The following is a 13,216-nucleotide window of genomic DNA, read 5'->3' on the forward strand; positions in this document are numbered from 1 at the left end:
AATGGTGCAGCCAGGGCGATAGCCAGGACGCCTGCTTTGGGTAAACGACGCATTGCATGATCTCCAGTGTTGGAAACAGTCGGTCAGCTCATGCCGGCACACTGGATTGCTGCGCAAGGGTCGGGTAGTCGGTGTAGCCCCTTGGGCCTGGGGTGTAGAAGGTCGCCATGTCCACGGCATTCAGCGCCGCTTCGGTCCGCATGCGCTCCATCAGGTCGGGATTGGCGAGGAACGGGCGGGCGAAGGCGATGAGATCTGCTTGGCCTGTCTTGAGCGCACTTTCTGCACCGGCACGATCGAAGCCGCCGGCAAGGATGAACAAGCCCTGGAACGCAGCGCGAAGCCGAAACTTCAACTCGGCAGGCATCGGCGGCGCGCCCATCGCCGAGTGATCGAGCAGGTGGACGTACAGCATGCCCAGCTGCGAGAGCTCCTGGGTGAGCGCCAAGTACTGAGCCTCGACGTCGGGGTAGGCTCCCGTGCTGTTGAACACGCCGTAAGGCGACAGCCGGATCCCGACGCGATCGGCGCCGATGGCGGCTGCCGTGGCGCGGGCGACCTCGAGCGCAAAGCGATTGCGGCCATTGATGCTGCCGCCGTAGGCGTCGGTGCGCTGGTTCACATTGGCGTTCAGGAACTGCTCGATCAGATAGCCGTTCGCGGCATGCAACTCAACGCCGTCGAATCCCGCTTCGATGGCGAGCTGCGCCGACTTGGCGTACTCCTCCACGGCGTGGGCGATGTCGGTCGCGGTCATCGCCCGAGGGGCGCTGTGCGGCTGCATGCCCTGTGAGTCGGTGTACATCTCGCCGGGGCAGACATTGGCCATCGGCGCGACCACCTCCGCGCCTGCGGGCAGGTTGGCCGCATGGGTCACGCGACCGGTGTGCATGAGTTGCACGAAGATCTTGCCTCCCTTGGCATGGACCACATCTGTGACTGCCTTCCATCCGCGCACCTGCGCATCATTGAAGAGCCCCGGGATGCGTGCGTAGCCCAGGCCGTTGGGCGACGGCGAGGTACCCTCGGTGATGATCAGGCCGGCCGTTGCACGCTGGCCGTAGTACTCGGCGATCAGTGCGTTGGGTGTGTTCGCATCGACGGCGCGACTGCGCGTCATTGGTGCCATGACGGCGCGGTTGGCGAATTGAATTGAAGGTGCGACGAGAGGTTCGAAGAGCATTGTGATCCTTGGTTGAATGCGGGGCGCTCGAGCCCTTGTTGTTGGCTGGTGATCCAGTCAGGTTTCGGGTTCAGGACGCCTGCGGGAGGTAGCTGGGCCTCGGCGCCGTCATCCCGCGCTTGACCTGCAGCGTGAGCTCATCGGCCAGCACCTCGTCGAAGCCCGACTCGAGTCCGTCGAGCGCACGCTTGACGATCTCCTCAGGGCTGGACTTCGGGACATCGAACCCGCGCGTGAGATCGGTATCGACGTAGGCCATGTGCAGTGCCAGCACTTGAGTCTTCTGTGTCGATAGCTCGTTGCGCAGGGCATTGGTGAGCGACCAGGCTGCGGACTTGCTCGCCGAATAGGCTGCCAACTCGCCGCCGTTCACCCACGAGGCGACCGACAGGACGTTGAGCAACGCGCCGCCGCCGTTGGCCTTGAGAATCGGCGCGAAGGCCTTGCTCATGCGCAACACGGCGAAGAAATTGGTCTCGAAGATGCGCCGTGCGGCGTCTTCGCTATCGGCTGCGAGAAAGCCTCCCGGCTGGGCAATGCCGGCGTTGTTGATCACCAGCGTGACATCCGACGCCAGCGCTGCGGCGGACGACACGTCTTCCGACTTGGTGACGTCGAGTCGCAGGGCCTGAACACCGGATTGGGTGACGGCCGCGGGGTCGCGTGCGCCCACATAGACCTTGCGGGCGCCGCGGGCGAGCAGTTCGCGCGCGAACGCCAGGCCGATGCCGCGATTGGCACCTGTGACGAGGGCAACTGCATTCTCAATCTTCATGGGAATCTCCAAAGAGGGGGGGACAAACAGATTCAGCTGCCGGCTTTCAGGTCTTCCAGCAACACCGAAATGAACAAAACGCACTTGAACTTGGCGACGGCATTTCCCTTGGCGGGACTTGCCTCTATCTCACCTTGACGACGACCTTGCCCTTTGCGCGGCCGGCTTCGACGTAGGCCAGGGCTTCATTGGTTGATGCGAACGGGAACACCCGGTCCATCACGGGGCGGATGACGCCAGCATCGAAGAGACGGGTGATCTCGCGCAGTTGGCTTCCGTTCGCCTTCATGAAGAGGAACGAGAAGCTGACCCCGCGGCTCTTTGCCTTTCGTCTGATTCCAGAGCTCAGCAGCCGCATGACCAGTTTCACGAACCCCGGTGCCCCGATTTCCTTGCCGAAATTGGGATCAGGCGGTCCGGAGATGGTGATGAGCTTTCCGCCGCGCTTGAGCACGCGAAGGGATTTTTCGAGCGTCTTGCCGTCCTGGCTGTTCAGGACCACGTCGTAGTCGCGCAAGACATCCTCAAAGTCCTGCGTCTTGTAGTCGATGACGACGTCTGCGCCCAGACTCTTCACGAGCGCGACATTGGTCGTGCTCGTCGTCGTGGCAACGGTTGCGCCCAGATGCTTGGCCAACTGGATGGCAAAAGTGCCTACGCCGCCGGAGCCCGCCTGAATGAAGACCTTCTGGCCCCTCTTCAGATCGGCCTTCTCGATCAGTGCCTGCCAGACCGTCAGGGCCACCAAGGGGATGGAAGCGGCTTCTTCCATCGTGAGGCCCTGGGGCTTGAGTGCGAGGGAAGCCTCCTTGACCGGCACGAGTTCAGCGAACGTGCCGATCCGAAAATCATCCGCCCGCGCATAGACCTCATCGCCCAGCTTGAACTGCCGCACGCGCGGGCCGACCTTGACGACCACCCCAGCTACGTCGTGGCCCAGGACGAGGGGCAGGCGATAGGGCAGGATGAGCTTGAACTCACCATCCCTGATCTTGGAATCCAGCAGGTTCACGCCAGCGGCGTGGACCTGGACCAGGACCTCGTCATCGCGCAGCTCCGGATCCGGCATGTCTGCCAACCGCAACGCGCGCTTCTTTCCATATCGCTCGAGAACAAATGCCTTCACGGTTCTTCCTTATTCCTGGCGCAACCAGGTTTGCGAACGGCCCAGCATTGGCACACCGATGTAGCCGCGCACGCTGAGCTTCTTGCCGCTGTCGATCAGGCGCACATTGCTGCGATAGACCTTGCCGTTGTCCGGATCGAGAATCTGGCCGCCGACATATTCGTCGCCGTCCTTCGTCAGGCCATTCAGAATCACCAGCCCGATGACTGGTGCGTTCTTGTTTGCGCCTTCGCACTTGTCGCACCTCGGATTCAGGTCTTCATTCGGAGCCGGGAACACTTTCTCGATCTTGCCCAGCAGGGCTCCATTCGATTCCGTGATTCGGACCAGTGCCCTCGGCTTGCCGCTGACGTCGTCGACGTTCTTCCACAGGCCAATGGGCGACGCCTCGTTTGCCCAGACTGGCGGCATCGTGAGGGCTGCGGCCGCGGTGAAGGCTTTGAACGCGAGCGCGGGCAGGAGCGGGAGGGCAAGAGAGCGAGGGTTGCCAGAGGATTTATATTTATGTCGCATGATGCTCATCATATTTGTGGTCGAACGAAAAGCGTCGTTTCTCGGTGGATTTAGACGGGGGGCAGGTGCTTCAGTGCGGCCTCGCACAGGCTGGCCGATAGTGCGGGCTCGTCGACTGCACGAGCCAACAGCAATGTGCCCACCATGGTGGCGACGGTCACGAGTGCTCGTTCGTGAGCACCGGGCTGCCCCCAGTTAGGCGACTGACGGGCGACAAGATCGATCATTTCCTTGATGTGCCGGGTGGTCACTCGGCGTACTTCGGATGCCTGGCGCGGCGTCTCCGAGCCCAGCGCGGCCAGAGGACATCCCATTTCAACCTGCTCCAGGTGCTCCCGCGAGAGATAGGTGCGAAGCATGGATGCCAAAGCCTGCTCGGGGGGCACGCTGGCGACAACGTCCGCCGCTACGGCGGCTGACTCGGCGCACGCCCGATTCGCTGCTTCCGCCAGCATGGCCTCGCGCGACTCGAAATGGGCGTAGAAAGCGCCATGGGTCAGGCCGGCCTCCTTCATGATGTCGGCGACCCCGGTGCCGTCGTAGCCGCTACGACGGATCGCCCGTGCAGCTGCGCACACGATGCGCTCGTGTGAAGCTTCCTTGGCTGCCGTTCTGACGTTGTGCTTTGCATTTCGCATGATGCACATCATACATGCTTTCGCAAAGCACGTAGCCCTCGGACTCACTCCGACGGGATGCCCGCCTCCTTGACGACCTTGCCCCACTTTGCAAGGTCGGACTTGATCAGCGCGGCGTACTCCTGCGGCGTCCCGCCCTGGATCTCGATGCCCGCGGCCTCCAGCTTGGCCCGCACGTCAGGCAGCTTCAGCGCCGCGTTGATCTCGGCATTGAGCTTGGTGACAATCGCCTTGGGCGTGCCGGCAGGCGCCAGGAACCCGCCATTCGTGTTGGCGTCGTAGCCCTTGAGCCCCTGTTCGTCCGCGGTCGGCACGTCCGGCAGAGACGTTGTTCGCTTGCGGGTCGACACCGCAATGGCGCGTACGTTGCCGGCCTTCACCTGCGACTGGATGGCACTGATCGTGTCGATGTAGAGCGCAGTGCGCCCGGCCAGCAGATCCGGGTGGGCAGCGGCAGATCCCTTGTAAGGGACCAGCAGCATCTGCGCGCCGCTCGCCATGCGGAACATCTCTGCCGCCATTTCCTGAGCACTGCCGCGGCCCGAGGTGGCGACCTTGGACTGGTCCGGATTGGCCTTCATCCAGGCCACGAACTCGGGCAGTGTTTTGGCGGGAATCTGCGGGTAGATCGCGAACACCAGCGGAACCTCGTGGGTGTAGACGATGGGCTCGAAGCTTTTCTCCGGATCCCAGCCCAGGTTCTTGAACAGGAACTTGTTGATGTTGTGGCTGCCGCCCACGATGCCGATCGTGTAGCCATCGGGCGCTGCTTTGGCGAGGACATCCGTGCCGAGGTTGTTAGATGCGCCAGGCCTGTTGTCGACGACCACCGGCTGACCCATCGACACCGCGAGCTTGTCTCCGACGACGCGCGCAATGGTGTCGATAGCGCCGCCCGGCGGGGCGGGCACGATGATCTTGATAGCGCGGGTCGGGTAGGCCTGGGCCGATGCCAAGGTCGGCACCACGGCCAGGGACGCCGAGGCGGCAAGGATCTTGAACAGGGCTGTGAGTTGCATAGGAGTCTCCTCTTGTGGGTGGGTAAATCGTCATGAAGCGCCGGCGGGCTCAGGTGGTCAGGCTCATCGTCGGGCGTTCGCCTGCCAGGGCCTGAGCGAGGCTGTCAAGCACCATCTCGCCCATGGCGGTTCGGGTCTCCCAGGTGGCACTGGCGCGGTGGGCCTGGAGGGTCACGCTGTCGGACTGGCGCAGCGTCAGGGGAACGCGGGGTTCGTCGACGAACACGTCCAAGCCCGCACCAGCAATGCGACCGGCGGCCAGCGCCTCTGTCAGGTCAGCCTCATTGACTAGGCGGCCACGGGCGACGTTGACCAGGAAGCCGCTTGGGCCGAGCGCTTCGAGCACGGCCGCGTTGACGATGCCTTCGGCCGTGTCCGCCGCCGCGCACAGTACCAGCGCGTCGGAGTCACGCGCGAGGTCCACCAGGTACGGCACAAACCGGTGGGGGATGTCGTCCATGGGGTGCAGATCGGTATAGCTGATCGGGCAGCCGAAGGCCGCCGCCCGAGCCGCGACGGCGCGGCCCACCCTTCCCATTCCGACGATTCCAACGCGCATGCCGCTGAACCGGCGCGCGAGAGGGATGGCGCTGGGTTGGGGGCTAAGTTCCCACTGGCCGCCGCGCACGAAGCGGTCGCCGGCACACAGGTTTCGGCAAACAGCGATCAGCAACCCGATGGCCAGATCGGCCACGTCTTCGGTCAGCGCGCCCAGGGTTGCGGTGACGGGCAGGCCACGGCCTCGGCAGTACGCCAGATCCACAGCGTCGGTGCCGACTCCGTTGACGGCCACGACCTTGAGGCCAGGCAACTGCTCCAGCATCGGTCGCGAAATGCCGGTGTGCCCGCCGGTGATCACGGCGTCGACGGATGCGCCATGTTCACGCAGCCAGGCCTCGCGGCCGGTTGCCTCGAAGTATTTGTGAACCGTGTAGAGCGATGCGAGCTTGTCGTTGATCGCGGGGATCAGGATCGGATTGAGTTGGAGGACCTGGGGTTTCATGTGAATTCGTTCAACGGGGACAGACGTGTCCCATGTGTCCAAGACGACTTCTTCAGGATGGGAGCATGTTGTTAATGATTGATTGCTAAGTCAATATTGATGTATAAAATCAACATATAAACTTTCTCGCACCCGACCATGGTTTCCTGGATTTCGATGGACGAGGTGTGCCACCTCCTCGGGGTGCGACCCCAGACGGTTTACGCCTACGTGAGCCGCGGTAAGCTCGAAGTCATGCCCGATCCGGCCGATACGCGCCGTAGCCTGTACCGCGCCGAGGACGTAGCAAGCTTGGCCAAGCGCAAACAGGCCGGCCGCAAACACGAGACCCTGGCCGCCAACACGCTGTTCGGCTCGGAGCCCAGCATCCCGACGGCCCTGTGCGCGTTCTTTCGCGGGCGCCCGTATTACCGCGGCCAGGATGCCGTGAGCCTGGCCCGGTCGGCCACCCTGGAAGACGTGGCTCAACTGTTGTGGGGCGCCGAGCAACCCGCCGACTTTTCGTCCGCTGCGCTGATGCGCTCGGGCAAGCCTGGCCGAGTCGCTGCTTTCACTGCCTTGGCCGGTCTGGCAGCCGCCGGGCATTCCACCCGTGGACGTCTGACACGGGTGCTGCACAACGAGGGCCAGAGTTTGGTGGGTCAGTTGGCCAATGCATTCGGTGCCCAGCCGGGGCGCCAGCCGCTGCACCTGCGCTTTGCGCAAGGGTGGAAACAATCGACCCAGGTGGCTGATTTGCTGCGAACTGTCATGGTGTTGCTGGTCGACCATGAGTTGACAAGTTCAGCCTTTGTCGCGCGCATTGCGGCTTCGACAGGCGCCTCGTTGCCGGCATGCCTTCTGGCCGGATTGACCACGCTGTCGGGCCCGTTGCATGGTGATGCCTCAGGCCGCGTCCAGGCGCTGTTCAGCGAAGTGGAACGACTTGGAGAGGACCAGGTGGTGGCCCACTACCTGTCGACCGGTTTGCCCTTGGCAGGATTTGGTCACCACCTCTATCCCGATGGCGATCCGCGCGCAGCCGCCTTGCTGGCGTTGTTCGAGCCCCCGGAGGTGATCGCGCGCTTCATCCAGAAGGTGACGAACCTGACCGGTTTGCAGCCCAACATCGACGTGGCCCTGGCCGCCCTGGTTGCGCACCATCGACTGCCCGCCGATGCGGCATTTGGCCTGTTTGCAACGGCGCGCAGTGTCGGGTTGCTGGCGCACAGCTTGGAACAACTGGGCGTGGCGCAAGTCATCCGCCCACGCGGGCGCTATGTGGGCCCGATACCCAACATGCCGCAGGGCGCCCGAACTTAGGCGGCCTCTGCCGTTCGAGCTTCTGCCGGCGACCAGGGCCCTTCGAGCGTGTATCGGATCCACCGAATGGTGCCGGCGTGTTGCATGACTGTCGTCGTGCTCAAAGGCAAGGTGAGCTTCGTCTTTCCCCACCACAAGGAAACCTTCGAGGCCGGGGACGCGTACTACGTTCCTTCGGGTCATATTCCGGTGCATTACACGGAGACCGAGATCGTGGAATTCAGCCCGACCGACGTCCTGCAGGAGACGATCAAGGTCGTGATGTCGAACCTGCAACGGGGCGGCGCCTCATGAACTACCGGCTGGCTTACGCCATCGGCTTCCATCCGTGGGAGGATGCCGCCGCCGATCCGCCATTCGTCGCAAAGGCGGCGCAGATGTTCGATCGCGAAGAGCTGGGCCGCCAGCCGCCTTACGGACGTGCGCTCGATCTCGGCACCGGGAGCGGCATCTGGGCATCGAGCTCGCGAAGCGTGGCTGGCAGGTGACTGGCGTGGATCTCGTCGAGAAAGCATTGCGTCGTGCACATGATCGAGTGCGCAGCGCAAGCGTGGAGATGAAGCTCGTCCGGGGTGACGTGACTGCGCTGGGCCGCGCAGGCATCGGTGACGGTTTCCGGTTGATCCTCGATACGGGAGCATTCCATGGCCTTCAACCGGAAGAGCAGATCGCGATGGGGCAGGAAGTCACAGCCGTCTCCGCACCTGACGCAACGGTGCTGCTGTTCGTGTGGCCAAGACGGATTCGGCCCTTGATTCGTGGCGCCTACCGCAGCGACGTCGAAGCCGCGTTTCCCGCCTGGGAGATCACCGACGTGGAGCCTTCGCATTTCAGTTTGCCGATCCTGCTGGAAGTGGTCCTGAGGCCCGACGAGAAGTGGTACCGGCTGCGGAGAAAACTGTCGTTTGAACTGATCAACCGCTGATAGACCGCTTGAAAGAAGCCACTCCCGAGCGTCCGGGGATGGGCCGACCTCGGTCATTTTCTCCGTGACAACACATCATCAGCTTCGTGCCAAGGAGCCTTGGACGCCAGGTGAATATGCTGCTGCTTCAATGGGGTAAATGGCGTGTCGAGCGTACCCAACGAGAACGACATCCAGGAAGCTGCGTCGTCGTGAATACTGTGCCACGCCAAGACCCCAGGCGACGAACTGCGGCCACTATCGCCGCCCTGAGGGCTGACTTCGAACGATCGCATCGTCGGCCTACGCGCGCTCGCCCGAGCTCCTGCTGCTCGGCAATGTGATCCTCGAAGACCACCAATTGCTCGAAGGAGAAGTAGCGGACGCCTTCGAGCGCTTCGTGCTTCAGCTCCTGAGCGACCAAGGCGTCGAAGTAGGCGAGTTCGCGGCGGCGCTCAAGGCGCTTGGCAAGCTACGAGAAACATTGGCCGAACTGCAGCAACTGCTCGACTGGGCCGCTCGCGCTGCGAGCTGAGGGATGTCTTTGTCAGTCGAGGCCGAGTACCTGCGGGCGATCACGCGTTCTCGCCAAAGTCCAGCAGCACCTTGCAGCTGTAGCGTGGATTGCGCTCGGCAATGTCGAACGCTCCGGCCACGTCACGGAAGTCCACCTTGTGACTGATGATGCGTCCGGGGTCGACCAGCCCACGCTGGATCCAGTCGATCACGGTCGGGAACATCGCGCAGTTCAGGCGCGAGGCGTAAAGCGAGAGCTCCTTCTTTGTCAGTTCCTGCTGCGGAATGGCAGAAGGCGTGGCGGAGAAGCCCAGCACACCGATTCGGCCCGCAGGCGCCGCAATGCGCACCGCCTCTTCGACAATCGTCGGATGGCATACAGCATCGTAGATGAGGGTCGGTCCGCCAACGACACCGCGTTTGGACAGTGCCTCCGGCAGCGATTCACGCGCGGTATTGATGATCTCGTCCTCCGCCGCGCCGCAGTCGAGCGCCAAGGCGAGCCGCTCGTCGAAGTGATCTGTGATGAGCGCGCGAATGCCGTAGACGCGCTTGAGCACCTGCATCAGGTTGAGGCCGATCGGCCCGGCACCGTAGATCAGCGCGACATCGCTGGGAAAGACGCCAGTACGTTGGGTGACGTTCGCGGCCACGGCAAAGGGCTCGATCACCGATGCGCTGGCATCGGCCAAGCCCTTGGGCACCACGTAGGCATTCTTCTCCGGCACGCAGGCGTACTGGCTGAAGCCGCCGTCGCGATGCACGCCGATCACCTGCAGGCGGCTGCAAACGTTCTGCCGCCCGATCAGGCAGGCATGGCACTCCCCACAACTGATGACCGGGTCCACGACCACCGTCTCGCCGATGCGCGCGGCGCTGACGCCGGCGCCCACCGATTCGATGCGACCGACGAACTCGTGGCCGATGACGCGCGGGTAGGAGACGAACGGGTTGTGGCCGTGAAAGATGTGCAGGTCAGAGCCGCAGATGCCCGCGTAGCGCACGCGCACGCGCACCTCGCCGGCCTGGGGCTCGGGCATGGGCCGCTCGCGCACGGCCATGCTGTTGGGTTGATCGACGACGACGCTCAGCATGATGAGATTTCCTGTTGGTTTGAGATGCCGTGGGGCGTGGTCACCAGTTCCACATCGAGCCATCGGCGAGCCGCGCCACGGGCAGATAAGCGCGCTCGTAGGGATACCTGGCCGCCAGCGCCTCGTCGATGTCGACGCCCAGTCCGGGCACTTCGTCCATCACCAGGTAGCCATCCTCGAAGCGATAGTTGTGCGGAAAGACTTCGTCGGTGAGCGCCGTGTGCGGCATCAACTCCTGGATGCCGAAATTGGGAACCCACAGGCCGAAGTTGACGGCTGCCGCCATGCACACCGGCGACAGGTCGGTCGCACCGTGAAACCCGGTGCGCACCTGATACATCGCCGCATAGTCCGCGATGCGGCGCACATGCGTGATGCCACCGGCATGGGTGATGGTCGAGCGGATGTAGTCGATCAGCTGCTCGCTGATCAGGTTCTTGCAGTCCCAGATCGAGTTGAAGACCTCGCCCACGGCCAGCGGGGTGGTGGTGTGCTGGCGGATCAGGCGGAAGGCCTCCTGGTTCTCGGCCGGCGTTGCGTCCTCGATCCAGAACAGGCCATAGGGCTCGAGTTCCTTGCCGAGCCGGCCGGCCTCGATCGGCGTCAGGCGATGGTGGGCGTCATGCAGCAGATGCGTCTCGAAGCCCACCGCCTCGCGCACCTTGCGAAACAGCTCGGGCGTGTGACGCAGGTAGAGCGAGGTGTCCCACGGCTCTTCCGGCGGCAGGCCTTTTTCGGCCGGCTCGTAGAAGCCCTTGGTCTTGCCAACGCCATAGGTCTTCGCCAGACCCGGCACACCGGACTGCACGCGGATCGCCTTGAAGCCCTCTTGCGCGTGCTTGTGCACCGCCTCGATCGCTTCGGCGTGGTCGCGGCCATTGGCGTGGCCGTACACCATCAGGCCGTGCCGGCTCTTGCCGCCGAGCAGCTGGTACACCGGCATGCCCGCGAGCTTGCCCTTGATGTCCCACAGCGCCATGTCGATGGCGGCGATCGCCGTCATCGTGACCGGCCCGCGCCGCCAGTAGGCGCCGCGGTAGAGGTACTGCCAGATGTCCTCGATGTTGCGGGGGTCGCGCCCGATCAGGCAGGGAAACACGTGTTCGTCCAGGTAGGACTTGACGGCCAACTCGCGGCCATTGAGCGTTGCGTCGCCCAGGCCGTGAATGCCCTCGTCCGTGACGATCTTCACCGTCACGAAATTGCGGCCGGGGCAGGTAACGATCGTCTGGATGCGTTCGATCTTCAATTCAGTCTCCAGGAAGTACGACGATGCTCAGAGGAATCCGACCGAGAACCAGGGCACGAACACCAGCAGCAGGAGCGCGAGGAACAGCGCCGCCATGTGGGGCCAGACACGCGGCATCGCGACGTCCGGCGGCACCCGGCCGATCGCACAGGCCGCATAGAAGCCGACCCCGAACGGTGGCGCGAAGAGGCCGAGGCCCATCGCGAAGATCACGACCATCGCGTAGTGCACCTCGTTGACGCCGACGAGCTTGGCGATGGGGAACAGCAGCGGCCCGAACAGCACGATCGCGGGGATGCCCTCGAGCAGGCTGCCCAGCACCACGAACGCCAGAGCGGACACCAGCAGGAAGCCCACCTTGCCGCCCGGCACCGCGGTCATGATCTTGACCAGCTCCTGCGCAAAGCCCGACTGCGTCAGCGCCCACGCCATGGCGGTGGCGCAACCGACGATCAGCAGGATCGCCCCCGACAGGCACGCCGTGTCGAGCAGCATGGGGTAGATTCGGCGCCAGTCGAACTGACGGTAGATGCAGATGCCCGCGAGCACGGTGTAGAAGATGCCGATCGTCGACACCTCGGTCGCGGTGGCCACGCCCTCGACCACCGCGGTGCGGATGATCACAGGCAGCGCGAGCGCCGGCAGCGCCACCAGCAGCAGTGTGCCGACCTGCTGGCGTGTCGCCTTGGTGACGCCCGACATGTCTTCGCGGCGCGTCTGCCACCAGACGACGCATGCCATCAGCACCAGACCGACGACGGCCGGCATCAGGCCGCCAATGAACAGTGAGGTGATCGACACGCCGGTCACCGAGCCGACCGTGATGAGCACGATGCTCGGCGGGATGGTTTCCGACATGGCGCCCGAGGCCGACAGCAAGCCGATCAGGTCGCCATCCTTGCTGCCGCGTTTCTTCATCTCGGGGAACAGCGCCGGGGCAACCGCAGCCATGTCGGCCGCCTTGGCACCCGAGATACCGGACACGATGTACATCGCGCCCAGCAGCACGTACTGCAGGCCGCCGCGTACGTGGCCGATCAGGCTCACGAGGAAATTGATCATCGCGCGGGCCAGGCCGGTCATCTCGATCAGCGAGCCCAGGAAGACGAAGAGCGGCACGGCCAGAAGGATCAGGTGAGACATGCCTTCCTGCATGCGGTTGGGCATGATCGACATCGGCGTGCTGGTGGAGAACGCCAGGTACGACATCGTCGCCAGGCCGAACGCGAAGGCGATGGGAACGCCGATCACGATCGCGCCGACGAGCATGACCAGAAAGAAGATCACCAGGTTGATGTTTCCCAAACCGGCCAGCGTCGGCGACAGCAGCCACAGCGCCGCGCCGCCCAGCGCCACAGCACCACCGGTGAGCGCAATCTGCTTCCAGCTCGCCTGCTCGAAGAGCCGCGTCACGGCGGTCACCAGCATCAGCGCCGTGCCTGCGAACACAGCCCCTGCGCGCCATCCCTCGCTGATCCCGAGCACCGGCGTCGAGACCTCGATCTCTCCGTGCCAATGCTCCCAGGCCGGACCGACCAACATGACCAGGAACGCGACCACCAGGCACATGCCGAGCGCATCGAGCCAGGCGCGCCTTGCGGGCGGCAGATCCTTGATGAAGGTCGTCAGGTGCATGTGGGCGGTGCGCCGCAATGCAATGCACGACCCGAGCACCGCCAGCCACAGGAACAGGATGCTGGCGAGTTCGTCGGTCCAGGTGATCGGGTCATGCAACGCGTAGCGCGCGAAGGCGCCGCCACCCAGGATCAGAACTTCGGCCACCACGATGGCGGCAGCGGGAATCTCGGTCACCCAAGCCAGCAACCGGTCGAACCAGCGCGAAGTGGCAGGCGTGGCAATAGCGAGCGGATCGACAGTGGACTGCATGGGGCGC

At 64.0% G+C, this 13,216-nt stretch carries 15 protein-coding genes; 5 read left to right on the plus strand and 10 right to left on the minus strand.

What is annotated here, in order from left to right:
* Positions 1-88 precede the first annotated feature (88 nt).
* The 7 genes from ACSQ9A_RS02780 to ACSQ9A_RS02810 all read right to left on the minus strand — a co-directional run bounded on the left by ACSQ9A_RS02780 (position 89) and on the right by ACSQ9A_RS02810 (position 6,257).
* Complete coding sequence (locus ACSQ9A_RS02780; RefSeq protein ID WP_436302600.1) at positions 89-1,183, minus strand: alkene reductase; 1,095 nt, start codon at positions 1,181-1,183, stop codon at positions 89-91.
* Positions 1,184-1,253: 70 nt separating this feature from the next.
* On the minus strand, positions 1,254-1,958 hold the full coding sequence (locus tag ACSQ9A_RS02785) for an SDR family oxidoreductase (RefSeq protein ID WP_436302601.1): 705 nt from the start codon (positions 1,956-1,958) through the stop codon (positions 1,254-1,256).
* 124 nt (positions 1,959-2,082) lie between these two features.
* A complete protein-coding gene (locus tag ACSQ9A_RS02790; protein WP_436302602.1) occupies positions 2,083-3,084 on the minus strand; it encodes an NADP-dependent oxidoreductase in 1,002 nt (333 codons plus the stop codon).
* A 9-nt stretch (positions 3,085-3,093) separates the two neighbouring features.
* Positions 3,094-3,609 carry a DUF2147 domain-containing protein gene (locus ACSQ9A_RS02795; protein WP_436302603.1) on the minus strand — a complete coding sequence of 172 codons (516 nt, stop codon included), beginning with the start codon at positions 3,607-3,609 and terminating at the stop codon, positions 3,094-3,096.
* Positions 3,610-3,647: 38 nt separating this feature from the next.
* Positions 3,648-4,247: a TetR/AcrR family transcriptional regulator gene (locus tag ACSQ9A_RS02800; RefSeq protein WP_436302604.1), complete on the minus strand. Its 600-nt coding sequence runs from the start codon at positions 4,245-4,247 to the stop codon at positions 3,648-3,650.
* Positions 4,248-4,279: 32 nt separating this feature from the next.
* Positions 4,280-5,254: a Bug family tripartite tricarboxylate transporter substrate binding protein gene (locus ACSQ9A_RS02805; protein ID WP_436302605.1), complete on the minus strand. Its 975-nt coding sequence runs from the start codon at positions 5,252-5,254 to the stop codon at positions 4,280-4,282.
* 49 nt (positions 5,255-5,303) lie between these two features.
* Positions 5,304-6,257, minus strand: a complete 954-nt coding sequence (locus ACSQ9A_RS02810; protein ID WP_436302606.1) for a 2-hydroxyacid dehydrogenase — start codon at positions 6,255-6,257, stop codon at positions 5,304-5,306.
* A 138-nt stretch (positions 6,258-6,395) separates the two neighbouring features.
* Between ACSQ9A_RS02810 and ACSQ9A_RS02815 the strand changes: the two genes are divergently transcribed.
* The 5 genes from ACSQ9A_RS02815 (at position 6,396) to ACSQ9A_RS02835 (ending at position 8,998) form a co-directional block, all read left to right on the plus strand.
* Positions 6,396-7,559, plus strand: a complete 1,164-nt coding sequence (locus ACSQ9A_RS02815; protein ID WP_436302607.1) for a citrate/2-methylcitrate synthase — start codon at positions 6,396-6,398, stop codon at positions 7,557-7,559.
* An 84-nt stretch (positions 7,560-7,643) separates the two neighbouring features.
* A complete protein-coding gene (locus ACSQ9A_RS02820; protein WP_436302608.1) occupies positions 7,644-7,853 on the plus strand; it encodes a hypothetical protein in 210 nt (69 codons plus the stop codon).
* A complete protein-coding gene (locus ACSQ9A_RS02825; RefSeq protein WP_436302610.1) occupies positions 7,850-8,047 on the plus strand; it encodes a hypothetical protein in 198 nt (65 codons plus the stop codon). Before ACSQ9A_RS02820 ends, ACSQ9A_RS02825 begins: the two co-directional genes overlap by 4 nt.
* A gap of 5 nt (positions 8,048-8,052) precedes the next feature.
* Positions 8,053-8,484 (plus strand): class I SAM-dependent methyltransferase, encoded by a 432-nt coding sequence (locus ACSQ9A_RS02830; protein ID WP_436302611.1) that lies wholly within the window; start codon positions 8,053-8,055, stop codon positions 8,482-8,484.
* Between the two features lie 340 nt (positions 8,485-8,824).
* Positions 8,825-8,998: a hypothetical protein gene (locus ACSQ9A_RS02835; RefSeq protein WP_436302612.1), complete on the plus strand. Its 174-nt coding sequence runs from the start codon at positions 8,825-8,827 to the stop codon at positions 8,996-8,998.
* Between the two features lie 40 nt (positions 8,999-9,038).
* On the opposite strand, the gene ACSQ9A_RS02840 is transcribed toward ACSQ9A_RS02835, so the two are convergent.
* Genes ACSQ9A_RS02840 through ACSQ9A_RS02850 form a run of 3 tightly spaced genes read right to left on the minus strand, consistent with a single transcriptional unit; the run spans position 9,039 to position 13,209 of the window.
* A complete protein-coding gene (locus ACSQ9A_RS02840; RefSeq protein WP_436302613.1) occupies positions 9,039-10,073 on the minus strand; it encodes a Zn-dependent oxidoreductase in 1,035 nt (344 codons plus the stop codon).
* Positions 10,074-10,113: 40 nt separating this feature from the next.
* Complete coding sequence (gene manD / locus ACSQ9A_RS02845) at positions 10,114-11,322, minus strand: D-mannonate dehydratase ManD (RefSeq protein WP_093105041.1); 1,209 nt, start codon at positions 11,320-11,322, stop codon at positions 10,114-10,116.
* A gap of 27 nt (positions 11,323-11,349) precedes the next feature.
* Complete coding sequence (locus ACSQ9A_RS02850) at positions 11,350-13,209, minus strand: TRAP transporter large permease (protein ID WP_436302614.1); 1,860 nt, start codon at positions 13,207-13,209, stop codon at positions 11,350-11,352.
* Positions 13,210-13,216: the final 7 nt, after the last annotated feature.

Origin of the sequence: Variovorax sp. LjRoot290 (genome assembly GCF_964253985.1) — a bacterium.
Classification (GTDB): Bacteria; Pseudomonadota; Gammaproteobacteria; order Burkholderiales; family Burkholderiaceae_C; genus Variovorax.